The 25,863-nt window shown below is 59.0% G+C and carries 22 protein-coding genes; 17 read left to right on the forward strand and 5 right to left on the reverse strand.

Annotation, left to right across the window (positions count from 1 at the left end; genetic code table 11):
* Positions 1 to 62 precede the first annotated feature (62 nt).
* From nuoG to NBG89_RS05750, 15 genes are all read left to right on the forward strand, one after another.
* Positions 63 to 2,144, forward strand: a complete 2,082-nt coding sequence (gene nuoG, locus NBG89_RS05680) for an NADH-quinone oxidoreductase subunit NuoG (protein WP_431322037.1) — start codon at positions 63 to 65, stop codon at positions 2,142 to 2,144.
* 12 nt (positions 2,145 to 2,156) lie between these two features.
* Positions 2,157 to 3,200: an NADH-quinone oxidoreductase subunit NuoH gene (gene nuoH / locus NBG89_RS05685; protein ID WP_028744851.1), complete on the forward strand. Its 1,044-nt coding sequence runs from the start codon at positions 2,157 to 2,159 to the stop codon at positions 3,198 to 3,200.
* Between the two features lie 40 nt (positions 3,201 to 3,240).
* On the forward strand, positions 3,241 to 3,732 hold the full coding sequence (nuoI, locus tag NBG89_RS05690) for an NADH-quinone oxidoreductase subunit NuoI (protein WP_007531797.1): 492 nt from the start codon (positions 3,241 to 3,243) through the stop codon (positions 3,730 to 3,732).
* A 141-nt stretch (positions 3,733 to 3,873) separates the two neighbouring features.
* Positions 3,874 to 4,488 carry an NADH-quinone oxidoreductase subunit J gene (locus NBG89_RS05695; protein WP_431322038.1) on the forward strand — a complete coding sequence of 205 codons (615 nt, stop codon included), beginning with the start codon at positions 3,874 to 3,876 and terminating at the stop codon, positions 4,486 to 4,488.
* A 29-nt stretch (positions 4,489 to 4,517) separates the two neighbouring features.
* The gene (nuoK, locus tag NBG89_RS05700) at positions 4,518 to 4,826 is read left to right on the forward strand and encodes an NADH-quinone oxidoreductase subunit NuoK (protein WP_007531803.1); all 309 of its coding nucleotides are present in this window, start codon (positions 4,518 to 4,520) and stop codon (positions 4,824 to 4,826) included.
* Between the two features lie 7 nt (positions 4,827 to 4,833).
* Positions 4,834 to 6,834, forward strand: a complete 2,001-nt coding sequence (gene nuoL, locus NBG89_RS05705; protein ID WP_431322039.1) for an NADH-quinone oxidoreductase subunit L — start codon at positions 4,834 to 4,836, stop codon at positions 6,832 to 6,834.
* Positions 6,834 to 8,345 (forward strand): NADH-quinone oxidoreductase subunit M, encoded by a 1,512-nt coding sequence (locus NBG89_RS05710; protein WP_431322040.1) that lies wholly within the window; start codon positions 6,834 to 6,836, stop codon positions 8,343 to 8,345. The genes nuoL and NBG89_RS05710 overlap by 1 nt, the downstream gene beginning before the upstream one ends.
* 18 nt (positions 8,346 to 8,363) lie before the next feature.
* Positions 8,364 to 9,809: an NADH-quinone oxidoreductase subunit NuoN gene (nuoN, locus tag NBG89_RS05715; protein ID WP_431322041.1), complete on the forward strand. Its 1,446-nt coding sequence runs from the start codon at positions 8,364 to 8,366 to the stop codon at positions 9,807 to 9,809.
* Positions 9,809 to 10,573, forward strand: coding sequence for a biotin--[acetyl-CoA-carboxylase] ligase (locus NBG89_RS05720; protein ID WP_431322042.1), 765 nt, complete (start codon positions 9,809 to 9,811; stop codon positions 10,571 to 10,573). The genes nuoN and NBG89_RS05720 overlap by 1 nt, the downstream gene beginning before the upstream one ends.
* A gap of 17 nt (positions 10,574 to 10,590) precedes the next feature.
* Complete coding sequence (locus NBG89_RS05725) at positions 10,591 to 12,261, forward strand: ribonuclease J (protein WP_088691838.1); 1,671 nt, start codon at positions 10,591 to 10,593, stop codon at positions 12,259 to 12,261.
* Between the two features lie 3 nt (positions 12,262 to 12,264).
* Positions 12,265 to 12,669 (forward strand): methylmalonyl-CoA epimerase, encoded by a 405-nt coding sequence (gene mce / locus NBG89_RS05730; RefSeq protein WP_431322043.1) that lies wholly within the window; start codon positions 12,265 to 12,267, stop codon positions 12,667 to 12,669.
* 133 nt (positions 12,670 to 12,802) lie between these two features.
* Positions 12,803 to 13,084: a DUF1467 family protein gene (locus NBG89_RS05735; RefSeq protein WP_431322044.1), complete on the forward strand. Its 282-nt coding sequence runs from the start codon at positions 12,803 to 12,805 to the stop codon at positions 13,082 to 13,084.
* A gap of 572 nt (positions 13,085 to 13,656) precedes the next feature.
* Complete coding sequence (gene proS, locus NBG89_RS05740) at positions 13,657 to 14,979, forward strand: proline--tRNA ligase (RefSeq protein WP_431322045.1); 1,323 nt, start codon at positions 13,657 to 13,659, stop codon at positions 14,977 to 14,979.
* Between the two features lie 17 nt (positions 14,980 to 14,996).
* A complete protein-coding gene (locus tag NBG89_RS05745; RefSeq protein WP_431322046.1) occupies positions 14,997 to 16,307 on the forward strand; it encodes a lipoprotein-releasing ABC transporter permease subunit in 1,311 nt (436 codons plus the stop codon).
* Positions 16,308 to 16,321: 14 nt separating this feature from the next.
* Entirely contained in the window at positions 16,322 to 17,005 is a 684-nt protein-coding gene (locus NBG89_RS05750) for an ABC transporter ATP-binding protein (protein ID WP_088691841.1), read from the forward strand.
* On the opposite strand, the gene NBG89_RS05755 is transcribed toward NBG89_RS05750, so the two are convergent.
* Together NBG89_RS05755 and NBG89_RS05760 are read right to left on the reverse strand one after the other, a co-directional pair.
* Positions 17,006 to 17,470: a DUF5680 domain-containing protein gene (locus NBG89_RS05755; RefSeq protein ID WP_431322047.1), complete on the reverse strand. Its 465-nt coding sequence runs from the start codon at positions 17,468 to 17,470 to the stop codon at positions 17,006 to 17,008.
* 70 nt (positions 17,471 to 17,540) lie between these two features.
* Positions 17,541 to 18,125, reverse strand: a complete 585-nt coding sequence (locus NBG89_RS05760) for a hypothetical protein (protein ID WP_431322613.1) — start codon at positions 18,123 to 18,125, stop codon at positions 17,541 to 17,543.
* A gap of 304 nt (positions 18,126 to 18,429) precedes the next feature.
* Between NBG89_RS05760 and dnaE the strand changes: the two genes are divergently transcribed.
* Entirely contained in the window at positions 18,430 to 21,930 is a 3,501-nt protein-coding gene (dnaE, locus tag NBG89_RS05765; RefSeq protein ID WP_431322048.1) for a DNA polymerase III subunit alpha, read from the forward strand.
* A gap of 2 nt (positions 21,931 to 21,932) precedes the next feature.
* Here the strand turns inward: dnaE and NBG89_RS05770 are convergent, their stop codons facing one another.
* Both NBG89_RS05770 and NBG89_RS05775 read right to left on the reverse strand, forming a co-directional pair.
* On the reverse strand, positions 21,933 to 23,165 hold the full coding sequence (locus tag NBG89_RS05770; RefSeq protein WP_431322049.1) for a L,D-transpeptidase family protein: 1,233 nt from the start codon (positions 23,163 to 23,165) through the stop codon (positions 21,933 to 21,935).
* Between the two features lie 94 nt (positions 23,166 to 23,259).
* On the reverse strand, positions 23,260 to 24,579 hold the full coding sequence (locus NBG89_RS05775) for a DNA polymerase IV (protein WP_431322050.1): 1,320 nt from the start codon (positions 24,577 to 24,579) through the stop codon (positions 23,260 to 23,262).
* A gap of 45 nt (positions 24,580 to 24,624) precedes the next feature.
* On the opposite strand from NBG89_RS05775, the gene NBG89_RS05780 reads away from it, so the two are divergent.
* Positions 24,625 to 25,215 (forward strand): GNAT family N-acetyltransferase, encoded by a 591-nt coding sequence (locus NBG89_RS05780; RefSeq protein ID WP_431322051.1) that lies wholly within the window; start codon positions 24,625 to 24,627, stop codon positions 25,213 to 25,215.
* Here the strand turns inward: NBG89_RS05780 and NBG89_RS05785 are convergent.
* Positions 25,190 to 25,861, reverse strand: coding sequence for a hypothetical protein (locus tag NBG89_RS05785; RefSeq protein ID WP_431322052.1), 672 nt, complete (start codon positions 25,859 to 25,861; stop codon positions 25,190 to 25,192). The genes NBG89_RS05780 and NBG89_RS05785 overlap by 26 nt on opposite strands.
* Positions 25,862 to 25,863 lie beyond the last annotated feature (2 nt).

The following is a 25,863-nucleotide window of genomic DNA, read 5'->3' on the forward strand; positions in this document are numbered from 1 at the left end:
AACTGTTGCAAAGTGGGTTTGTTTGCCGCCATCCGGCAAACGGGAAACAGGACTGAGTGACGATGGCAAAACTGAAGATTGACGGCAACGAGATCGAAGTTCCGGATCATTTCACGCTGCTGCAGGCGTGCGAGGAAGCCGGTGCTGAAGTTCCGCGCTTCTGCTTTCATGAGCGCCTTTCGGTTGCCGGCAACTGCCGCATGTGCCTCGTTGAGGTGAAAGGTGGCCCGCCGAAGCCGCAGGCATCTTGCGCCATGGGTGTGCGCGACATCCGCGGCGGCCCGAACGGCGAACTTCCGGAGGTCTTCACCAACACGCCGATGGTCAAGAAGGCCCGTGAAGGCGTGATGGAGTTCCTGCTGATCAACCATCCGTTGGATTGCCCGATCTGTGACCAGGGTGGCGAATGCGACCTGCAGGACCAAGCGATGGCCTTTGGCATCGACAGCTCGCGCTATCAGGAAGACAAGCGCGCCGTCGAAGACAAGTACATTGGACCGCTCGTTAAGACGGTCATGAACCGCTGCATTCACTGCACGCGCTGCGTTCGCTTTACGACTGAAGTGGCCGGCATTTCCGAACTCGGCCTGATCGGCCGCGGCGAGGACGCCGAAATCACAACCTATCTCGAGCAGGCGATGACCTCGGAGCTGCAGGGCAACATAGTTGACCTTTGCCCGGTCGGCGCGCTGACCTCGAAGCCGTTTGCCTTCACGGCGCGTCCGTGGGAGTTGAACAAGACCGAAACGATCGACGTCATGGACGCGCTCGGCTCCGCAATCCGTGTCGATACGCGTGGCCGCGAAGTCATGCGCGTCATGCCACGCGTCAACGATCAGATCAATGAAGAGTGGATTTCTGACAAGAGCCGCTTCATCTGGGATGGCCTGAAGACGCAGCGTCTCGACCGCCCCTACGTCCGCAAGGATGGCCGTCTGCAGGCAGCGACCTGGGGCGAAGCCTTCGGCGCCATCAAGGCTGCCGTTGCCGCAACCAGCGGCGAGAAGATTGGTGCGATCGCCGGCGATCTCGCATCCGTCGAAGAAATGTACGCGCTGTCGGAGCTCGTGAAGTCGCTCGGTTCCGAGAACCTCGACTGTCGCCAGGATGGGACGGCACTTGATCCGTCACTCGGCCGCGCAAGCTACCTCTTTAACCCGACGATTGAAGGCATCGAGCAGGCGGACGCACTGCTGATCATCGGTGCCAACCCGCGCTTCGAAGCCGCCGTGCTCAACGCTCGCATCCGCAAGCGATGGCGTCGCGGCAACTTCCCGATCGGCGTGATCGGCGAAGCTGGCGAACTGCGTTATGACTATGAATATCTCGGCGCTGGCCCGGACACGCTGAAGGATATCGCCGATGGCAACCATGCGTTCGCGAAGGTTCTGACGGATGCCAAGAAGCCGATGATCCTCATCGGTCAAGGCGCTTTGTCACGCACCGACGGTGCTGGTGTTCTCGCAACTGCTGCAAAGCTTGCTGGCACGGTCGGCGCAGTCGTCGAAGGCTGGAACGGTTTTGCCGTCCTGCACACCGCAGCATCACGCGTTGGCGGTCTTGACCTTGCCTTCGTTCCAGGTGCCAAGGGCGTTAACGCCGCCGAGATGCTGACCTCGATGGACGTTCTCTTCCTGCTTGGCGCCGACGAACTTGATTTCGGTGCCAAGAATGCAAAACTGACGGTCTACATCGGCTCGCACGGCGACAACGGTGCCCACAATGCCGACGTCATCCTGCCGGCGGCTGCCTACACCGAAAAGTCCGGCACCTGGGTCAACACCGAGGGTCGCGTTCAGATGGGCAATCGCGCCGGCTTCGCGCCGGGCGACGCCCGCGAAGACTGGGCGATTCTGCGTGCGCTTTCCGACGTGCTTGGCAAGAAACTTCCATTTGATTCGCTTAGCGAATTGCGTGCGAAGCTCTATGCGGCCTTCCCGCATTTCGCAGCGTTCGATGAGATCACTGAAAGCGACAGCGCCAAAATTGCCGCAGTCGCGAAAAAAGCCGGCAAGATGAACAAATCCGCGTTTGCGTCGCCGGTCAAAGACTTCTATTTGACGAACCCGATCGCGCGCGCTTCGGCAGTGATGGCCGAGTGCTCCGCATTGGCCCGCAACAACTTCAAAGTCGCGGCAGAGTAAGGGCAGGGGACTATGGAATCGTTTGTTTCAACTTATGTCTTGCCCGGCCTCTTGATGGTCGGTCAGTCGCTTCTTCTCCTGGTCTGCCTGCTCGTCTTCATCGCCTACATCCTGTTGGCCGACCGTAAGATCTGGGCAGCCGTACAGCTCCGCCGCGGTCCGAATGTGGTGGGTCCGTGGGGCCTTTTCCAGTCCTTCGCCGATCTTTTGAAGTTCGTCTTCAAGGAGCCGGTTATCCCGGCTGGTGCCAACAAGGCAGTCTTCTTGCTCGCGCCTCTCGTCACCGTGCTTCTGGCACTGTCGACCTGGGCGGTCGTGCCGCTGGCGGATGGCTGGGTCATCGCCAACATCAATGTCGGCATCCTCTACATCTTCGCGATCTCGTCGCTTGAAGTGTACGGCATCATCATGGGAGGTTGGGCTTCGAACTCGAAGTACCCCTTCCTTGGTGCATTGCGCTCCGCTGCACAGATGGTGTCCTACGAAGTCTCGATCGGTTTCGTCATCGTCACCGTTTTGCTCTGCGTTGGCTCGCTGAACCTGACGGACATCGTCCATGCCCAGCAGGCTGGTCTCGGTACGCGCCTTGGTCTGCCGTCGTCGTTCCTCGACTGGCACTGGCTGGCGCTGTTCCCGATGTTCATCATCTTCTTCATTTCGGCGCTGGCTGAAACGAACCGCCCGCCTTTCGATCTTCCGGAAGCCGAATCGGAACTCGTCGCCGGCTTCATGGTCGAATATGGCTCTTCGCTCTACATGATGTTCATGCTCGGCGAATATGCGGCCATCGTTCTGATGTGCTCGCTGACGACGATCCTGTTCCTCGGAGGCTGGCTGCCGCCGGTCGACGTATGGTTCCTGAACTGGGTTCCCGGTGTTATCTGGTTCACGCTGAAGTCGTGCCTGGTGTTCTTTATGTTCGCGATGGTCAAGGCGTTCGTCCCGCGCTATCGCTACGACCAGCTGATGCGCCTCGGCTGGAAGGTCTTCCTTCCGCTGTCGCTCGCCATGGTCGTTATCGTTGCATTCGTGCTGAAGCTGACGGGTTGGGCATGATCATGCCGGCCCTCGTTTCAAGCAATATTGGAGGTTGAAGATGGCAGGCTTGTCCAACGCGGTCAGCTCGCTGTTCCTGAAGGAATTCGTCGGTGCGTTCTGGCTGACCTTCCGGTACTTTTTTAAGCAAAAGGCAACGGTCAATTACCCGTTCGAAAAGGGACCGGTCAGCCCGCGCTTCCGCGGCGAACACGCGCTGCGTCGTTATCCCAACGGCGAAGAGCGCTGCATTGCCTGCAAGCTGTGTGAGGCTATCTGTCCTGCACAGGCGATCACCATCGAAGCCGGCCCCCGCCGCAACGATGGCACGCGCCGCACGGTTCGTTATGACATCGACATGGTCAAGTGCATCTACTGTGGCTTCTGCCAGGAGGCGTGCCCGGTCGATGCGATCGTCGAAGGCCCGAATTTCGAATTTGCGACGGAAACACGCGAAGAGCTCTACTTCGACAAGCAGAAGCTCCTCGACAACGGCGACCGGTGGGAGCGTGAAATCGCGCGCAACATCGCACTGGATGCTCCGTACCGTTGATCGAAATTGAAATGCCGGAGTGTCGCCGCTCGCGCGGCTTCCGGTCAACATGCACCGGAGTTTTGCCGGAGAGTTCCGCGCGAAGCTTCATCGGGCAGGGAAACTCCCGGCTGCCCGGGGGAAGATGAAAAAGGCACCAACATGGGTCTGCAGGCTCTATTTTTCTATCTTTTCGCCTTTGTCGCGGTAGCGTCGGCGTTCATGGTCATCTGGTCGAAGAATCCGGTTCATTCGGTTCTCTTCCTGATCCTGGTTTTCTTCAACGCGGCTGGCCTCTTCCTGCTGCTGGGCGCCGAATTCCTGGCGATGATCCTGCTCGTCGTTTACGTCGGCGCCGTGGCCGTTCTCTTCCTCTTCGTGGTTATGATGCTCGACATCGACTTTACGGAGTTGCGCGCGGGCGTTCTCGAATACGCGCCGATCGGTGCGGTCATCGGGTTGATCCTTGCGGCTGAGCTGATCGTTGTCGGCGGTGGCAGCGTGATCTCGCCGGAGATTGCCAAAACGGTCACGATGCCGATCCCGCCGCTGACTGAGCGCACGAACACCGCCGCTCTCGGCGATGTGCTCTATACGAATTACGTCTACTTCTTCCAGATCGCTGGTCTGGTGCTGCTCGTCGCGATGATCGGTGCGATCGTACTGACGCTCAAGCATCGCCAGAACATCAAGCGGCAGAATATCGCCCGACAGGTTGCCCGCAGCCCTGAGACCGCCGTCGAAGTGGTCAAGGTCAAGCCGGGTCAGGGCGTTTGAGGCAGGCGCGAGCTTAAGGAACAAATACAATGGTCATCGGACTTTCCCATTACCTGACGGTCAGCGCCATCCTCTTCACGCTCGGCGTCTTCGGTATCTTCCTGAACCGGAAGAACATCATCGTCATTCTGATGTCGATCGAGCTCATTCTGCTTGCGGTCAACATCAACATGGTCGCTTTCTCGTCGTTCCTGAACGACATCGTCGGCCAGGTTTTCGCATTGTTTATTCTGACCGTCGCTGCGGCTGAAGCGGCTATCGGTCTTGCAATTCTCGTCGTCTTCTACCGCAACCGCGGCTCGATCGGCGTCGAAGACGTCAATATGATGAAGGGCTGATAAGGCTATGTTTTTATATAAGGCTATCGTCTTTCTTCCCCTGATTGGCGCGATCATCGCCGGCCTCTTCGGCCGCGCGATCGGCGCCAAGGCATCGGAATACGTCACCTGCGGACTGATGATCATCGCGGCGGTGCTGTCGTGGTATGTTTTCATCACCGTCGGCATGGGCCACCACGAAGGCGGCCCGATCAAGGTCGAGGTGCTGCGCTGGATCCAGTCCGGTGGGATCGACGTATCCTGGTCGCTGCGCGTCGATACCCTCACCTCCGTCATGTTGATCGTCGTCAACACGGTCTCAACCCTGGTGCACGTCTATTCGATCGGCTACATGCATCATGATCCGCATCGTCCGCGTTTCTTTGCCTATCTCTCGCTTTTCACCTTCGCCATGCTGATGCTGGTGACGGCCGATAACCTGGCCCAGATGTTCTTCGGCTGGGAAGGCGTTGGTCTCGCTTCGTACCTGCTCATCGGCTTCTGGTTCAAGAAACCGTCGGCAAATGCGGCCGCGATCAAGGCTTTCGTCGTTAACCGCGTCGGCGACTTTGGCTTCATCCTTGGCATTGCGAGCCTGTTCGTGCTGTTCGGTGCGATCAACCTCGACACCATCTTCGCCAATGCTGCGAGCTTTGCTCCGGCGGAAGGTGGCGGTGAGGGCGGCGAGATCGTTCTCAACCTCTTCGGCATGCATCTGGACAAGGCACATGCGCTGACCGGCACCTGCCTGCTGCTCTTCATGGGCGCGATGGGTAAGTCGGCACAGTTCCTGCTGCACACCTGGCTCCCAGACGCGATGGAAGGCCCGACGCCAGTGTCGGCTCTCATCCATGCTGCAACCATGGTTACCGCGGGCGTCTTCCTTGTCGCCCGGATGTCGCCGCTGTTTGAACTATCGCCGGATGCGCTCGTCTTTGTAACGACGATCGGTGCGATCACGGCCTTCTTCGCGGCAACTGTTGGCCTCGTGCAGAACGACATCAAGCGCGTCATCGCTTACTCGACCTGTTCGCAGCTCGGCTACATGTTCGTTGCGCTCGGCGTCGGTGCTTATGGCGCCGCCATCTTCCACCTCTTCACGCACGCCTTCTTCAAGGCTCTGCTGTTCCTTGGCGCTGGCTCGGTGATCCACGCGGTCGATGGCGAGCAGGACATGCGATACATGGGTGGTCTGCGTAAGCACATCCCCGTGACCTTCTGGATGATGACGATCGGCACCCTGGCGCTGACCGGCGTAGGTGTTCCGTTCACACCGATCGGTTTTGCCGGCTTCTTCTCGAAGGACGTGATCATCGAGGCGGCTTACGCGTCGCATTCGCCGGTCGCAGGCTTTGCCTTTACGCTGCTGGTCATCGCGGCCCTGTTCACGAGCTTCTATTCTTGGCGTCTGGCTTTCCTGACTTTCTTCGGCAAGCCGCGTGCGTCCCACGAAGTGATGCATCACGTTCACGAGTCGCCGCAGGTCATGCTGGTGCCGCTCTACCTGCTCGCTGCCGGCGCGGTTCTGGCCGGCGTCCTCTTCGAAGGCCGCTTCTACGGCGAGGAATATGCCGAGTTCTGGAAGGGGGCGATCTTCACCTCACAGCATAACGAGCTGCTCGAAGAGTTCCATCACGTTCCGGCCTGGGTTGGCCTCAGCCCGTTCATCGCCATGCTCGTTGGCTTCGTCACGGCTTGGTACATGTACATCAAGTCGCCGTCGACGCCGCGTGTGCTCGCGCAGCAGCATCGTGTGCTGTACCAGTTCCTCCTGAACAAGTGGTATTTCGACGAGCTCTACGACTTCCTCTTCGTCCGCTCGGCAAAGGCGCTCGGTCGCTTCCTGTGGAAGAAGGGTGACGTCGGCGTCATCGATACCTACGGCCCGAATGGCGTCGCTGCCCGCGTCGTCGATGTCACGAACCGCGTCGTGCGCTTGCAGACCGGTTACCTCTATCACTACGCGTTCGCCATGCTGATCGGCGTTGCGGCGCTTGTTACCTGGATGATGCTCGGGAGTTCCTTCTGATGACCGATTGGCCTATTCTCTCAACGGTCACCTTCCTGCCGCTCGTCGGCGTGGTGCTCCTGCTGCTGATGAATGAAAATGGTCCGAGTGGCCGCCGCAACGTGCTCAACATCTCGTTGATCACGACGATCGTGACGTTTGTCCTTTCGCTCTTCCTCTGGATCGGTTTCGACAATGCGAACCCGGGCTTCCAGATGATCGAAAAGCATGGCTGGCTTGGCACCGGCATCAGCTATCACCTCGGCATTGACGGGATCTCGATGCTCTTCGTGATCCTGACGACCTTCCTTATGCCGTTCTGCGTACTGGCGAGCTGGCTGTCGATCGAGAAGCGCCTGAAGGACTACATGATCGCCTTCCTGATCCTGGAAGTGATGATGGTCGGCGTCTTTGTTTCGCTCGACATCGTTCTCTTCTACGTCTTCTTCGAAGCCGGTCTCATTCCAATGTTCCTCATTATCGGCGTTTGGGGTGGCAAGGATCGCGTCTACGCCAGCTACAAGTTCTTCCTCTACACGCTGCTCGGCTCCGTTCTGATGCTGCTCGCCATCATGGCGATGTACTGGCAGGCCGGTACGACGGATATTCCCGCACTGCTCGCCTACAAGTTCCCGCCGCAGATGCAGACCTGGCTCTGGCTGGCCTTCTTCGCGTCCTTCGCAGTCAAGATGCCGATGTGGCCGGTTCACACCTGGCTTCCCGACGCACACGTTCAGGCGCCGACCGCAGGCTCGGTCATCCTGGCTGGCGTGCTGCTGAAGCTCGGCGGCTACGGCCTGATCCGCTTCTCGCTCGGTATGTTCCCGGTTGCCTCCGAGTTCTTCGCACCGCTTGTCTTCGCCTTGTCTGTCATCGCCATTATCTACACCTCGCTGGTGGCGCTGATGCAGGACGACATGAAAAAGCTGATTGCCTACTCGTCGGTTGCCCACATGGGTTATGTCACGATGGGCATCTTCGCGGCCAACGCACAGGGTCTGCAGGGCTCGATCTTCCAGATGCTGTCGCACGGCATCGTGTCGGGCGCTCTCTTCCTTTGTGTCGGCGTGATTTACGACCGAACCCATACTCGCGAGATCGCGGCCTATGGTGGTCTGGTCAACAACATGCCGAAATATGCCGTTGCAATGATGGTCTTCACGATGGCGAACGTCGGTCTGCCGGGCACCTCGGGCTTCATCGGCGAATTTCTGACGTTGATTGGCGTTTTCCGCGTCAATACTTGGGTTGCGCTCTTTGCCGCAACGGGCGTTATCCTCTCCGCCGCCTATGCACTCTGGCTCTATCGCCGGGTGATCTTCGGCGCGCTGGAAAAGGAAAAGCTCAAGGCACTGCTCGACCTTTCTCCGCGTGAACAGTTGATCCTATATCCGCTGATCGCACTGACCATCTTCTTCGGCGTCTATCCGGCTCCGGTCTTCGATGTGACCGCTGCTTCGGTTGACCAGCTGATCCATAGCTATACGGCCGCAGTCCAGGCAGCGCAGGACGTTGCGCTGTCGATGAAATGATGACGGGACTTTTGGGACATGACCTCTGAAACTATTCTCGCAAGCCTGCATCTTTCCATTCCGGAGCTGATCCTCGCTGTCGGCGCGCTGGCGTTGCTAATGATCGGCGTCTTCTCGGGAGAGCGTTCGGGCCGTATGGTCAGCGTTCTCGCGATGATCGTGCTGGCTGCTGCCGCGCTCTGGCTGATCGTCGTTCCCAGCGAAGGCGTTGCCTATGGCGGCGTCTTCCTGTCGGACGGCTTCGGTCGCTTCATGAAGATCACGGCATTGGTTGGATCGATCTCGGCGCTTTTCATGTCGCTCGGCCTCGCCAAGGAAAACCAGCTCGATAAGTTCGAGTTTCCGGTACTGCTCGTGCTCTGCACGCTCGGTATTCTGCTGATGATTTCGGCCAACGATCTCATCTCGCTCTACCTCGGTCTTGAACTGCAATCGCTCGCGATCTACGTCGTTGCTGCGATCAATCGCGAGAGCGTCAAGTCCACGGAAGCCGGCCTGAAGTACTTCGTGCTCGGCGCGCTTTCCTCGGGCATGCTGCTATACGGCATGTCGCTGGTTTATGGCTTCACCGGTCACACGCAGTTCGCTGATATCGCCCAGGCTCTGACCGTCGACGGTGCCCGCTCGCTTGGCCTCGTCTTCGGCCTCGTGTTCATCCTCGCCGGCATCGCCTTCAAGATTTCCGCAGTTCCGTTCCACATGTGGACGCCGGACGTTTATGAAGGTGCGCCGACCCCGGTCACGGCTTTCCTTGCCAGTGCCCCGAAAGTTGCCGCGATGGCGATGATGACCCGCATTGTGATCACCGCCTTCCAGCCGGTCCTGGCGGATTGGCAGCAGGTCGTGGTGTTTATTTCGATAGCGTCCATGCTGCTTGGTTCCTTTGCCGCCATCGGTCAGAAGAACATCAAGCGACTGATGGCCTATTCGTCGATCGGTCACATGGGCTACGCATTGGTTGGCCTAGCCGCGGGCAACCAGACCGGCGTTTCAGGCGTCATGCTCTACATGGTCATCTACATGGTGATGACGCTCGGCAGCTTCGCGATCATCATGTCGATGCGCCGCAAGGACGGGACGGTTGTCGAGGAAGTCAATGACTTGGCTGGCCTGTCGACCACCAATCCGTTCATGGCAACGGTGCTGACCATCCTGATGTTCTCGCTGGCCGGCATTCCTCCGCTCGCAGGCTTCTTCGCCAAGTACTTCGTGTTTGTCGCTGCGATCGAGGCCAAGCTCTACGCTCTCGCGATCATCGGCGTTCTTGCATCGGTTGTCGGCGCTTACTACTACCTGCGCGTCATCAAGCTGATGTGGTTCGATGAAGCCACGGGCGAGTTCGCTCGCGTTTCGGGCTCGCTCCGTCTTGTCTTTGGTCTGTCCGGCCTCTTCGTTCTCGCCTATGTCTTTATCGGCGGTCCGATTGGCGGTGCGGCCGAGCTTGCAGCTGCGACGCTCTTTTGATGAACTCTGAGGCACGGCGCCGGATATCGCTCGACGATTTCAGGCACGAGGCTCTGTCGGAGACATCGTCCACGAACAGCGAATGCCTTGCCCGTGCGCGGGCAGGGGACCGCGGTCTCATCTGGATCACGGCGGAAAGGCAGACCGGCGGCCGCGGTCGTCGGGGACGTCCCTGGGTTTCGGAGCGGGGCAATCTCTATGCCTCGCTTCTTCTTATCGATCCGGCTCCCATGGAGCGCCTCGGCTCGCTGCCGCTGGCAATCGCCGTCGCAGTGCATCAGGCTGTTCGCCATGTGCTGCCGCATACGGCCGAACCGCTGGAAGTGAAGTGGCCGAACGATATCGTGATCGGACGAAAGAAGACTTGTGGCATTCTCGTCGAGGGCGAAGCCCTTCCGGACGGACGCCATGCGCTCGTCATCGGCATCGGTATCAACGTCGCATTCATGCCCGACAACCCGCTCTATCCGGTGACCTGCCTGCGCGAGCAAGGGAGCTCCGCTTCCCCTGAAGAGGTTTTCGCCCATCTCTTTGCGTCGATGGCCGAAGTCCTGGAGGCATGGGATCGCGGCCGTGGCGTGCGCGAAATCACCGAACGCTGGCGCCGAGTTGCCTGCGGCATTGGCGAAAAGATAACTGTGAACCTGCCGGACCGGTCGATTTCCGGCCACTTCGCCGGAATTGATGATAATGGCCTGTTGATGCTCGATACCGGCGCAGGCAGGATGATGACGATTGCCGCCGGCGATGTCTTCTTTGGTTGATTGGAAAAAAGAATAATATGGCGAAGCAGGACGAACTGGTATTTCTGCCGTTGGGCGGCGTTGGCGAGATCGGAATGAACCTCGCCCTTTACGGCTACGGCCCGCCGGATCATCGCCAGTGGATCATGGTCGACTGCGGCGTCACCTTTCCTGGACCTGACTTGCCGGGTGTCGATCTTGTGTTGCCCGACATTCGGTATCTCGCCAGCGAGCGCAAGAGCCTGAAGGCGATCTTCATCACCCACGCGCATGAGGACCACTATGGCGCGCTCGCCGATCTATGGCCAGGCCTCAACGTTCCAGTCTATGCCTCGGCCTTTACAGCAGGGCTTCTCGAGGCGAAGCGCAATTTTGAGAAGTCGGCCATCGGCGAGATCCCGGTGACGCTGTTTACGGCGGGCAACACCGTCAATGCAGGCCCCTTCAGCGTCGAAGGTGTGGCGGTTAACCACTCCATTCCGGAGCCGATGTCGTTGGTGATCCGCACGCCCCTCGGCAATGTGATCCATACCGGCGACTGGAAGATCGATCATGAACCGTCGCTCGGTCCGTTGACAGACGAGACCCGTTTCCGCCAGCTTGGCGACGAAGGCGTTCTGGCGTTGATGTGCGATTCCACGAATGCTCTTCGGGATGGCGTATCGCCGTCGGAGAAGGATGTCTCCGAGAGCTTGCGCAAGATCATCGAGAATGCCGAAGGCCGTGTTGCGGTGACGACGTTTTCATCGAATGTCGGCCGTATTCGCACGGTAGCCGAGGCGGCCGAGGCTGAAGGCCGCGAAGTCCTTTTGCTTGGCAGTTCGCTCAAGCGCGTTGTCGACGTGTCTCGCGATATAGGTCTGATGGAAGGCATCAAGCCGTTTATTTCCGAGGAGGAGTACGGCTACATCCCGCGCGACAAGGTGGTGGTCATCCTGACCGGCAGCCAGGGTGAGCCACGCGCTGCCCTTGCTAAACTTTCGCGCGACGAGATGCGCAACGTAGCGCTTGCATCGGGCGATATCGTCGTATTTTCTTCCCGCGCCATTCCGGGTAACGAGAAGGCGATCCAGGATATCAAGAACGGCCTGATCGAGCAGGGCGTCCATGTCATCACCGACAACGAGGCCCTAGTTCACGTTTCCGGACATCCGCGCCGCAACGAGTTGCAGAAGATGTACGAGCTGACACGGCCGAAGATCGTCGTGCCGGTACACGGCGAGGCGACGCACCTGACGGCACACAAGGAACTCGCGGAGCAGTCGGGCATCTCGATCGTGCCGCGTGTGCGCAACGGCGACATTCTTCGCCTGGCTCCGGGACCAGTCGAGGTGATCGACGAGGCGCCGCATGGCCGCATCTACAAGGACGGTTCGCTGATCGGCGATTTCGACGAGATGGGCATCGGCGAGCGCAAGAAGCTTTCCTATGTCGGCCATGTTGCCGTCAACGTCGTGATCGACAGCCGCTATGATATCGTTGGAGATCCGGACCTTGTTGCGATCGGTTTGCCTGTCTACGACGACGAGGGCGACGAGATGGAAGATACGCTCTACGATGCTGCTGTTGGCGCCATCGAAAGCATACCGCGGGCACGCCGGAAGGATCTCGACCTGCTGCAGGAGTCGGTTCGCCGTGCCATCCGTGCAGCAGCAAACCAGACCTGGGGCAAGAAGCCCGTGGTCACGGTGTTTGTTACGAAGGTGTGACGCATGCTCGGCCGGGTCAATCACGTTGCTATCGCTGTTCCCGATCTCGCGGCCGCAACGGCGGCATATCGGGACACACTCGGCGGATCCGTCTCGACCCCGCAGGCTCTGCCGGAGCACGGCGTCACTGTTGTCTTCGTGGAACTGCCGAATACCAAAATTGAACTTCTGCAGCCGTTGGGGGCGGACTCGCCGATTGCGGCTTTCCTGGAGAAGAACCCGTCCGGCGGAATGCATCATATCTGCTACGAAGTCGGCGATATTTTCGCTGCTCGCGATCAGCTGATGCAGGCAGGTGCAAGAGTACTTGGCAATGGTCAGCCGAAGATTGGTGCGCACGGCAAGCCGGTGCTGTTCCTGCATCCGAAGGACTTCTTCGGGACCCTGATCGAACTGGAGCAGGTTTGAACAAGCCTGCGGCAGAGTGACACAAATCCGGTAAATGTCAGGAAGTGGTTCAAACCTGCTTTGTGTCGACGGACATTTCGGCCTATAAGCGCGATAATTGCGATAGTCGCAACGAGCTTAGCGGGACCTTTCGATGCTGCAGATATTTCTACAGGGCTTCGCCGTCTACTTTATCGTGTGGTGGATTACCCTCTTTGCCGTCCTCCCGATCGGCCTGCGCACGCAAGCGGAAGACAACGATATCGTATTGGGAACTGTTCACAGCGCGCCGACCCGATTCCGGCCGGTATTTGTCTTCTCGATGACGACGCTCATCTCCGCCGTCATCTACGCGTTGTGGTATATTGCTTCGAACTACTTCGGGTGGGGCTTCGACGCCCTGCCGCAGATCGGCCCTTCATTCTCAAACGTGTAAGAGCGTTTGCCCAGTTTTTGGGCGAACGCGGATTTCAGCTGTCACACGCGTGTGATGAAGTTGCGGCAAGGAGATGCCGCAACGGAATGAGACCTTACGCTACGGCAGCGAAGCTGCTGAAAGCGGAATATGCCGGAAAAGAGCCAAAAAAAAACAAGGCTGAAAGCCTTGTTTTAAGTATCGCGTGATCCTTATCCGTTGCCGGGGCTGCGACAAGCGCGCCTAAGATCTGATCCTCCCAAGACTTGACCGCGAAATCGGCAGAAATTTAGCTCCCTGCCTGTTTTGTGGGCTAAAGCTAGCTCAAAGAATGGGCTTTGTCATCAGGTTTTTTTGCATTTTTGCTACACTCGAGCAATTTTTTTCTGTTGATAAGAATTTCGTACAAACCATTATAATTCCGCCTTTTTCTTACTTTGTCTGCTTCACACGTGCGAACTTGCTTTAACGGCAGACCGCGTCAGCCCGTCGCGGGTTTCTTTCCTTTCGCGAAGCAGCTATGAACGCTGCCAATATTTGTGATCGCCTTCGATTCCGCGACATGCGGTATCTCAACAGCTCTGGAATTCGCCATGCGCCTGTCTCGCTATTTCATGCCCATCCTGAAGGAAAACCCCAAGGAGGCGGAAATCGTCTCCCATCGGCTGATGTTGCGCGCCGGCATGATCCGGCAGCAGTCGCAGGGCATCTATTCCTGGTTGCCACTCGGCAAGCGCGTTCTTGACAAGGTCAACAACATCATCCGCGAGGAGCAGAACCGCGCCGGCGCGATCGAGCTGTCGATGCCGACGCTGCAGTCGGCCGAGCTCTGGCAGGAAAGCGGGCGCTACGACGCCTACGGCAAGGAAATGCTGCGCATCAAGGATCGCCAGGATCGCCCGATGCTGTATGGTCCGACCAACGAGGAAATGGTCACGGATATCTTCCGGTCCTACGTGAAGTCCTACAAGAGCTTGCCGCTCAACCTGTATCACATTCAGCTGAAGTTCCGCGACGAGATCCGTCCGCGCTTCGGCACCATGCGCTCGCGTGAATTCATGATGAAGGATGCTTATTCCTTCGATCTGACGCGCGAAGGCGCGGAGCACTCCTATAACAAGATGTTCACCGCCTATCTGCGCACGTTCGACCGCCTCGGCCTCCGTGCCATTCCGATGCGTGCCGATACCGGCCCGATCGGTGGCAATCTCAGCCATGAGTTCATCATTCTGGCCGACACCGGCGAGTCCGAGGTGTTCTGCCACAAGGATTTTGTAAACTTTGATATCCCGGCTCAAGATACCGACTTCGACAGCGTCGAGGGCCTGAAAGCAGTCTTCGACAAGTGGACGTCGCTTTATGCCGCCACGTCGGAGATGCATGACGAAGCCGCGTTCGACGCGGTTCCGGAAGGCGATCGCCTCTCTGCGCGCGGCATTGAAGTGGGTCATATCTTTTACTTCGGCACGAAGTATTCCGAGCCGATGGGCGCGAAGGTGCAAGGTCCGGATGGCAAGGAACATACCGTCCACATGGGCTCCTACGGGATTGGCCCGACCCGCCTTGTTCCCGCCATCATCGAAGCATCGCATGACGAAAACGGAATCATCTGGCCGGCGTCCGTGGCGCCGTTCGATGCGGTCGTGATCAACATGAAGGCCGGTGATGCGGCGTGCGATGTGGCCTGCGAGAAGATCTATGCGACGCTCTCAAATGCCGGCAAGGACGTCCTCTATGACGATACGGACGACCGCGCCGGAACGAAATTCGCGACCGCCGATCTGATCGGTGTTCCGCTGCAGATCATTGCCGGCCCGCGTGCGGTCGCGAGCGGCGAAGTCGAAGTGAAGGACCGCAAGACAGGCGCCCGCGAAACGATGACCATCGACGCGGCGATCAATAAGCTCTTGGGCTGAGAAGGGCGGGAGGCAGGATGGCAGATGCAGCGGTGAGCCAGCGGCAGGGTTCCAGATCCGGCTCGGCGCCGGCCAGCCGGCCATTTTCCGCCTTCGAACGGCTTGTGGCGTGGCGCTATCTGCGCGCCCGCCGCAAGGAGGCGTTCATTTCGGTGATCGCCGGCTTCTCTTTCATCGGCATTATGCTCGGTGTTGCCACGCTCATCATCGTCATGGCTGTGATGAATGGATTTCGCACGGAGCTGATCTCCCGCATTCTTGGCATCAACGGCCACATGATCGTTCAGCCCGTTGATACGCCGTTCAACGACTATTCGGCGCTGACCGATAGGCTTGGCGCCGTGCCGGGCGTCAAGCTGGCCCTGCCGCTCGTGGAAGGGCAGACGTTGGCCTCCGGGCAGGGTGGTGCCGGTACGGGCGCGCTGGTACGCGGTATCCGGCCTGAAGACCTGGACAAGGTGAAGACGGTCTCGGGCAACATCAAGTCCGGCGACCTTGTCGGCTTTGCCGCTGGCCAAGGTGTCCTGATCGGCTCGGGCATGGCTACACAACTCGGCCTCCAGGCCGGTGACACCATCACGTTGATATCGCCGGAGGGCGACGTCACGCCGATGGGCGTCAACCCACGGGTCAAATCCTACAAGGTTTCCGGCATTTTCGAGATCGGCATGTCGGAGTACGACGCGACGATCATCTACATGCCGCTCGAGGAAGCACAGCTTTACTTCAACGCCGAGGGGCTGGTTCAATCCATTGAGCTCTTCGTCGACAATCCCGACGACATCGACAACATGCGGCCGAAGGTCGAAGCCGCAGCAGGCCGCCAGATCGCGATCACCGACTGGCGGCAACGCAACCAGACCTTCTTCTCCGCCCTGGAAGTCGAGCGGAATGTCATGTTCATGATCCTGACGCTCATCGTTCTCGTCGCGGCGCTCAACATCATTTCCGGCTTGATCATGCTGGTGAAGGACAAGGGCAGCGATATCGCCATCCTGCGAACGATGGGCGCAAGCTCCGGCGCAATCATGCGCATCTTCTTCATGACGGGCGCGGCAATCGGCGTCGTTGGCACGCTGGCCGGCGTCCTTCTCGGCGTCATTGTCTGTATCAACATCGAGAAGATCCGCGAGTTCTTCTCCTGGGTTTCCGGGACGGTGCTGTTCGATCCTCAGCTCTATTTCCTCAGCCAACTGCCGGCAGAAATGAGCCTTAGAGAGACACTCTCGGTCGTCATCATGGCCCTGACGCTGTCCTTCCTTGCCACCATCTTCCCGGCGTGGCGGGCCTCCAAGCTCGATCCCGTGCAGGCCCTGCGCTACGAATAAGGAATGCTATTTTTATGAAGCGGACTACCGTTCTCAAGCTTTCCGGCGTCGAGCGCCACTATGGCCAGGGTGAGACGCTGCTCTCGATCCTGAAGGGCGTGGACTTCACGCTGAACAGCGGCGAAATTGTCGCCCTCGTCGCGCCGTCAGGCACGGGTAAATCGACGCTGCTGCATGTTGCCGGCCTTCTCGAGCATCCCGATGGGGGAGAGGTGACAATCAACGGCCACGCCTGTGACGGTTTGCCGGACGACAAGCGCACGGCGATCCGTCGCAATGAGATCGGTTTCGTTTATCAGTTCCATCACCTGCTGCCGGAATTCTCCGCGATCGAGAATATCATGATGCCGCAGATGATCGCCGGGCTGCCACGCAAGGAAGCGAAGGAGCGCGCTGGCCAGTTGCTCGACTACATGCGAATCGGTCATCGCGGTGCGCATCGTCCAGGGGAACTTTCCGGTGGCGAGCAACAGCGTGTGGCGATTGCCCGCGCCGTCGCCAATGCGCCAAGCCTGCTTTTGGCGGACGAGCCTACGGGCAACCTTGATCCTGAAACCGCGAGCTACGTCTTTGACGCGCTCGAAGCGCTGGTCCGTCAATCCGGCCTGGCGGCGCTGATCGCGACCCACAATCACGAACTCGCCGGCCGCATGGACCGGCGCGTCACAATCGCCGACGGCAAGGTCGTGGATTTCTGATCACGGGTGGATGAGGCCGCCACGGTAGTCCAGTTCGTAGGCCCTGCGTTCTTTCACGACGATTACCTCGCGGCCGCTGAAATGGCTGCAGTCGCCCATGCTTTGATCGGCATAGAAGCCGAAGGCATGATCGAATTCCATACCGCCGAGAAAGCGTCGATACTCGGCATACATTTTTGACAGCGCAGCCTTGATGACAGTCCCCGCCCGTTCTCCGTCGATCAGCGAATGCTCAACGATGCGGCCGAAGTAGTTCATTGCCCAGATCGGTTCGCTGTCCAGCCAGACCACTTCCTGCCCGGCGAAATCGGTGCCGCCGAAATAACTGTCGAGATAGCGCCATGGGCCGCGCTGATAACCGATGTCATGCGATCCTGTTCGGCACGCGGGCGCGGGACTTCCGCCGCCGACATAGGAATTGGCCTTTGCCTCGACGATGAAGCTGTTCAGTGCGGCGATATCCATATCTTTGTTCTCCAGCTCGGCAGCCTCTCAATAACCGTGCCAATTGTAAAGAACAAAATAAGAACAAAGACTATTGCCCACAGATCGCTTGCCCTGTGTCGTCATTCCATTGGAGGATTGGGATGACGCGCGACTCGGCCTTGATGTCTTTGCCATTCTTCTGCAGCTTGCCGGTCAATGCATTGTAGTCGCAGGTACCGCCGGCGTTGGGGTCGAGCGTGTCGTAGTGATTGTAGGTGTAACCGGCGACAACGAACTGTTTGTTGCGATAAGCCACTGTCAGCGTCTGGTCCCAGCGGTCGCGCCCGATGGCGCTGTTCTGCGAATGTATTGCGATCGAGGACTTGCCGACGACTTTCAACGAGGGTTCCTGACCGAAGACGCCGTCAGCGCTGGTGCTGCCCCAAATCTTGTTTGGCGCGCTCATGGACAGTCGCAGCAGCTCGTGGTCGCTATCACGAAGATAGATGTAGATTCCGATTTGATCGTCGCTGGCGCTATCTTCAGGTGCAACCAGCAGTGCGAGATCCGCACGCCCGTCGCCATCCCAATCACCTGTCGCCGCGTCGATGATACGCGCGGGGTCAATCTGCTCGGCTCGAGCGGTAAACGCTGTCGATAGAACCAATCCCGCAATTAATACAAACTTAAACATGCTTTTCTCCCATCGCCATACGGCCAGCAGAGCGGAAAAGAATCCTGTTGACAATAGAACAATAGCGGAACAAATTGAAAACATAAGAGAACAGGAGAGCCAAATGACTGACTTGATCCGTGATATCGCAGCATTCACCTCCATCGCAATGTTCGTTGCCAGCTTCTCGCTGATCTGCATGGCAATGTAAGAATTTCGGGGACCGCATGGCTGTCATGCGGTCCGAACGCAACCCTTGTCTGGACATCGACCCCCCGATGCTGAGAATAGACCTGATTTGATTCAGATGATCGGAAGGCATGTCATGGGGGGTGCGGAGAAAGACGCGGCAAGCGGTTTCATCGGCGGTACGCCGGGCTTCGTTCACCTTCGTGTCCACTCGGCTTATTCGCTGCTCGAAGGGGCACTGCCGCTCAAGAAGATCCTCTATAAGGCGTCGGGCGATAGCCAGCCGGCCATTGCGATCACTGACACCAACAATCTGTTTGTCGCCCTCGAGTTTTCACAGAAGGCCATGGACGAGGGCCTGCAGCCGATCATTGGCTGTCAGGTCTCGATCGACATGGAAGATGGTCCTGAGACGGAACGGCGCGGCGGCCAGCAGGTGCTCGTCAAGCTGCCGTCGCTGGTCCTCTTGGCGGCGACTGATGCTGGTTACGAGCGGCTGGTGGATCTGGTCAGCCGCGCCTATCTCGGCGGCGAGGGCAATGGTCAATCGATCCACATTCGCGCCTCTTGGCTCGACGAGATCGGAACGGAAGGCCTGATCGCTCTGACCGGTGCCTTGACGGGACCGATCGACGTGGCGCTCAAGGACGGACATGCAGCTCAAGCGGAGGCACGCCTTCTGCTGCTGAAGCGTCATTTCGGCGACCGGCTTTACGTCGAGTTGCAGCGGCACGGCACCTATGACAAGCGCCATGAGCAGAAGGTGATCGGCCTTGCTTATGAGCACGATTTGCCGCTGGTGGCCACCAATGAAGCCTTTTTCCCGACCCGTGACGATTATGATGCGCATGACGCCCTGATGGCCGTTGCCCACAACGCGATCGTTTCCGACGATACGCGGTTCCGTCTAACGCCTGATCACTACCTGAAAAGCCGTGCCGAAATGGCGAGGCTTTTTGCCGATCTACCGGAAGCGCTGGAAAATACTATCGAGATCGCGCGGCGCTGCTCCTTCATCCTCAAGACGCGCAAGCCGATCCTGCCCCGCTTCACCGGCGCCACGACCGACCCCGAGGAAGCGGAGCGCGAAGAGGCGCTCGAACTGCGCCGGCAGGCGGAGGAGGGACTGGATAGTCGCCTTGCCATGCTCGGCATGTCGCCCGGCTATGAGGAGAAAGACTACCGCGAGCGGCTGGAGTTTGAACTCAGCGTTATCGAACGCATGAAGTTCCCGGGCTACTTCCTGATCGTTTCGGACTTCATCAAATGGGCAAAGCAGCATGACATTCCCGTCGGCCCGGGTCGCGGCTCGGGTGCGGGCTCGCTGGTCGCCTATGCGCTGACGATCACCGACGTCGATCCGCTGCGTTTCTCGCTGCTCTTCGAACGCTTCCTCAACCCGGAACGCGTCTCGATGCCGGACTTCGATATCGACTTCTGCCAGGATCGCCGAGAAGAGGTGATCCGCTACGTGCAGCGCAAATACGGCCGCGAGCAGGTGGCGCAGATCATCACCTTTGGGTCGCTACAGGCGCGCGCGGCACTGCGCGACGTCGGCCGTGTGCTGGAAATGCCCTACGGCCAGGTCGACAAGATATGCAAGCTGGTTCCCAACAACCCGGCCAACCCGACCCCGCTGTCAAAGGCGATCGAGGAGGAGCCGAAGCTGCAGGAGGAGGCCGACAAGGAGCCTGTCGTCGCGCGCCTGCTCGATATTGCCCAGAAGATCGAGGGCTTGTACCGCCACGCCTCCACCCATGCTGCCGGTATCGTCATCGGCGACCGACCGCTGTCGAAGCTGGTACCAATGTATCGCGATCCGCGCTCCGACATGCCGGTCACCCAGTTCAATATGAAATGGGTCGAGCAGGCTGGCCTCGTCAAGTTCGACTTCCTTGGTCTGAAGACGCTGACGGTGTTGAAGGTCGCCGTCGATTTCGTCGCCAAGCGCGGCATCAAGGTAGACCTCGCTTCGATCCCGCTCGATGACAAGAAGACCTACGAGATGCTTTCGCGTGGCGAAACCGTCGGCGTGTTCCAGGTCGAAAGTGCGGGTATGCGCAAGGCGCTGATCGGTATGAAGCCGGACTGCATTGAGGACATCATCGCGCTCGTGGCCCTTTATCGTCCGGGTCCGATGGAGAATATTCCGACCTACAATGCCCGCAAGCACGGCGAGGAAGAAGTCGAGTCGATCCATCCGACGATCGACCATCTGCTGAAGGAAACGCAGGGGGTTATCGTCTACCAGGAGCAGGTGATGCAGATCGCCCAGGTCCTGTCGGGCTATTCGCTCGGCGAAGCCGACCTTCTGCGTCGCGCCATGGGTAAAAAGATCAAGGCGGAGATGGACCAGCAGCGCGAGCGCTTCGTCGATGGCGCCATCAAGAACGGTGTGTCGAAGCCGCAGGCCGACAACATCTTCGAACTGCTCGCCAAGTTCGCGAACTACGGCTTCAACAAGTCGCACGCCGCTGCATACGCGATTGTCTCCTATCAGACCGCCTACATGAAGGCGCACTATCCGGTCGAGTTCCTTGCCGCGTCGATGACACTCGATATGTCGAACACCGAGAAGGTGAACGACTTCCGCCAGGACGCGAAGCGCCTCGACATTGAGGTGATCCCACCCTCGGTGCAGACCTCGTTCCGCCACTTCGAAACCGGCGACAACAGGATCTACTATGCGCTGGCGGCGCTGAAGGGAGTCGGCGAATCAGCCGTCGACCACATCGTGGAGGTCCGGGGCGGCACCCCATTTGCAAGCCTTGAGGATTTCTGTCTGCGCATTGATCCGCGACAGGTGAACCGGCGTGTGCTGGAAAGCCTGATCTTTGCCGGTGCTTTCGATTGCTTCGGGCTCGATCGGGCGCAACTCGCAGGCGGTCTCGATCGGATCATGGGCTATGCGCAGCGTGCACAGGAAAACAAGCTGAGCGGCCAGTCGGACATCTTCGGCAGCGCGCTGTCGTCTGGCCCGGAGAAAATCTCGCTACCGCAGTTTTCGCCATGGCTGGCCTCCGAGAAGCTGCTCAAGGAGTTTCAGGTCCTTGGCTTCTACCTGACGGCACATCCGCTCGACAGCTACCAGAACATTCTGCGGAAGATGCGGGTCCAGACCTTCGCCGAGTTTTCGGCCGCGGTGAAGCAGGGCGCGAGTAACGGCCGCCTTGCAGGGACGGTCATCTCGAAGCAGGAGCGCAAGACCAGGACCGGCAACAAGATGGGCATCATCGTGTTTTCGGATTCCTCGGGTCAGTTCGAAGCCGTGCTGTTTTCCGAAATGCTGAACCAGTATCGTGATGTGCTGGAATCCGGAAAGTCCTTCGTTATCACGGCGACGGGGGAGGAGCGGCCCGAAGGCGTTGGCCTTCGCCTGCAGACCATCCAGTCGCTTGAAGAGAAATCACTACAAATGCAGAAGGCCCTACGCGTCTACGTGCGGGATTCAGGGCCGCTTCGGGCGGTTGCGGCGCACCTGAATGCCAAGGGCGATGGCTTGGTCTCCTTCATCGTGATCAAGGAGGAAGGCAAGCGCGAGGTGGAGGTCGAGCTTCCGCAGAAATATCGCATCACACCTGAGATTGCCGCAGCCCTTCGCGCAGCCCCGGGCGTCATCGACGTCGAGCTGGTCTGACCTCAGCCTTTCGTAAGGGTGATGAAGTCCGTTCCTTCGCCGGTCTCGGTTCCGAGGCCGGTGTCGGAGATTGTCAGTGTCGAGCCGGTGGTCAACATGGCGTCGATCTTGCGCCGTGTCTCCTCGGGAATATCGATGCGGCTCAAGGCGTTGGCGATCGGTGTGCCTGATATGATCGAGCTTTCGAGGCTGCTGATGCCGAGCCGGGTCATGGTTGCGTGCGAGAGTGTGTTGGGAAGCGTTGCCCCCATCCAGTCTGCCGAGCCGGTTTCGAAATCGACGTTGTGGACAAAGAAGAAGTGCGTGCCGAGGGCAAGCCCAGGGTTCTCAATCGAGATCGGTGCCTCAAGAACCGGCTCAAAACCCTGGCGGATCAGGATGATGCCATTTGGTGGCGTTCCCTTGCCTGCCGCGGCATAGACTGCCCTGATGAGCGCGTCACTCATTGGTGACTTTTCTGCCGTGGGCTCCACCGGATACTTCAGTTTGAAGTCGCTGATTGCCTGCAGCGTTGCCGACCCGAGGAAGCCATCGGGTTCACCTGCGGCAAAGCCAAGCTCATTCAGGTAGGTCTGAAGGTCGATGACCTCCGCTCGGAGACTGCGGCGCGTTATGAGAATGCGGATCGGTGTGTCGTTTGTCGGCCCTGTTGCCGCCGGCGTATCAGGAGATGGTAGTGCGACGTCGTTCATGGCGACCTGAACGGGCGCTTGCCCGATTGCCGGCCTCAGCGAAGCGTCGGAAAGCAGTGGCGGTTCTGGCACGTCCGGCCGGAAGAGCATCGGGTGATCGATCGGCTCGGGCGTGAGTTCGGCGTCGGTTATAACAACGGGAACGCCCATCGTCGTCATCTTGTAGAGCTGCTTGGCGAAGGCTGCCGGCATGCGGACGCAGCCGTGTGATGCAGGGTAGCGCGGTACGGAATTGGACTCGTGAAGCGCGATGCCGGACCAGGTCAGCCTCTGCATGAAGGGCATCGGCGCAGCCGAATAGATATTGGACTCGTGATATTTCTGCTTCTCGATGACCGAGAAGATGCCACTCGGCGTGCTATGGCCGGGTTTCCCCGTCGAGACCTTCGAGGTCGCCACGACCTCGGTGCCATCATAGAGCGTAAGCGACTGCGTATCCTTCGATACGAAGATTTGCAGCGTGCGTGAATCCGCGGCAAGCGCGGGGTGCACGAGCGCGGTGGCCGACAGCAAGCCGAGGCCGAAAACGAGACGCGACAACATATGACTCAACCGATACGCAATACTTGAAGCGCCAGCCTAGTCGCCGAAGCTTAAGGAAAACTTGAAATAACGGACGTTGAAGCAGGCTCACATACTAGTGATCGCGCTTGCCGCCAAAGGTATATCCGGTCTGGACGGTGCCTTTTCCGAACTTGTCGCGAAGCTTGTCCATGGCAGCTTCGGCAGCTGCCCTGCGGGCCGATTGCATATCGATAAGGTCGGGAGGATCAGCGCGCGCGGGATCGCAAAGATCAGTCACGCCGATCCCGATCAGCCGAAACTTTGTACCGTCCGTCTCCTTCTCCAGGAGTTCGAGCCCGGTGCGGAATATCCGGTCGGCAAGCTGGGTCGGATCTTCGAGCTTGCGATTGCGGGTGCGCAACTTGAACTCCGCCGTCTTCATTTTCAGAACCACCGTCCGACCGGCGATATCGTGCTTCTTCAGCCGCCAGGAAACCTTTTCCGAAAGGCTGCGGAGAATCGGGACGAGTTCATCATAGCGGGAAATATCATCGAAGAAGGTCGTTTCGGACGAAACGCTTTTTGCTGCGTCGTTCAAATGGACCTCGCGGTCGTCGATGCCGCGCGAGAGGCGTGCAAGCCGCTGCCCCATGCTGCCGTATCGGCGCATGAGGTCGCTTTCCTCCATTGTCTGCAATTGGCCGATCGTTCGGATGCCGTCTGCCTCGAGCGTTGCTGCAAACGCCTTGCCGACACCCCAGATCGTCGTCACCGGTCGCGGCGCAAGGAAGGAAACGGCCTCCTCCCGACCGATGACCGAGAAGCCCCTGGGCTTCTGCAGGTCGGACGCGACCTTGGCGAGAAATTTGCAGTAGGAAAGGCCGACGGAGACCGTGATGCCGATCTCCTTCTCGATCCGCTGAACGAACTTGGCGAGCGTGCGCGCCGGCGGATCGTGATGCAGCCGCTCGGTTCCACCAAGTTCCAGGAACGCCTCGTCGATGGAAAGCGGCTGAACCAACGGCGTCAGCTCCTCCATCAAGGTGCGGACCTCCCGTCCGACCTTAACGTATTTTTCCATGTCGGGCCTGATGACGACTGCCTGTGGGCAGGCCTCCAGAGCCTTGAACATTGGCATTGCCGAGCGAACGCCATGGATGCGCGCGATATAGCAAGCGGTGGATACCACCCCGCGCTTTCCGCCACCGATGATGACGGGCTTGTCGGCGAGTTCCGGATTGTCACGCTTCTCGATCGCTGCATAGAAGGCGTCACAATCGATGTGCGCCAGGGTCAGCTCGTAGAGCTCCTTATGCCGCACAACACGAGGACTTCCGCACGCAGCGCAACGGCGCGTTTCAGCTTTCTGCTCGGCAAGGCAGTCGCGACAGAAGCCGGGTGTCTTGGCGTAGGCAGGTGTCATGGCAAGAACAAAGATTGAACATCGCAACATTAGCCTCTAAGCTTTTGAGACTCAAGACAGGCTGGGAGGTTTGCATTGGATATCGATCTCCGTTTCGAGCCGGTGACCGCAGACCGCTGGAGTGACTTCGAGCGGCTTTTCGGTCCCCGAGGAGCCTTTTATGATTGCTGGTGTGTTGCGCTTCGCTTGCCTCATTCCGTCCGCACGAAGATGGAGCCGGATGAGCGAAAATCGCACATGCTCGGCCGGATCGCCGTTGGGCCGCCGCCCGGCATCCTAGCCTATGCCGCCGATGACGAGCCGGTCGCCTGGGTTCAGGTCGGGCCACGGTACGACGTGCCGCAATTCAATTCGCCGCGAACCGTGTCCCGGCCAGTGGAAGAAGAGGATGCGCACGATCCGTCATTCTGGGCCGTGAGTTGTTTCTTCCTGACGTCTCGTTTGCGGGGGCACGGGCTCAGCCATCGTCTCCTCGCGGGTGCGGTCGACCATGCGCGGCGCCACGGTGCCCGCTACATCGAGGGCTGTCCGATTGACCACGTCAAGCAATCGAAGTCCGTGACGCTCTGTACCGGATCGACCGCGATTTTCGATGCGGCTGGATTTGAAACCGTAGCAAAGAGAAAGGATGGTCGGCCGCTCATGCGGCTGGATTTGCGCTCGTAAGAACATCCGCCGCGAAATGTGCCCTTAGCAGCTCAGCGGCATGGTCCCAACCAGTAGCCGCGACGATGTTTCCAATCGGTGGTGGTGCGAACGGTTTGAAATCGGCGTTGGCCATCATGCTCAGGAGCAGGCAGTCGGGCACATGATCGGCAACGGAAAGGAGATTGCGTTGCATATCATCGATGAAGGCGACCGGGAGGCTTCGGCGATCATGGAGCCTTGCGACAACCGGTCCTTTGGCCTCTTCCGTGGCGATCAGGTCGAAGGAGAGGTGAAGCTGGTTGAGAAATTCGCGCCGGATACCATGGTGCCGAGGTGGCATCGCGGTCAGGAAGACGATGTCGGCGTCGGCCGAAAGCGACTGCAGTGTTTCGACGGCCTTTTCCGCTGGCTTCTGCCAGATGTGCTGGTTCGCGAAGAATATTTCCTCAAACGAATCGACCGCCGCTTTGTCCAACTCGCTGCCGTCGAGCAGAGAGACGATGTTGCCATAGAGGCGGAACGACCGCGGCAGGAGGTCATAGCTGTGCGAGCGCAGGAAAGCGGTAAACGGAGTGAGAAACTCGAGAACCACTTCATCGATGTCGCAGACGACCAAGGGCCGATCGCGGAGGCGCACCTGGCTAACGTTGGTAGCAATATCCATGC

Origin of the sequence: Rhizobium sp. YTU87027 (assembly GCF_050644135.1) — a bacterium.
Lineage (GTDB): Bacteria > Pseudomonadota > Alphaproteobacteria > Rhizobiales > Rhizobiaceae > Rhizobium.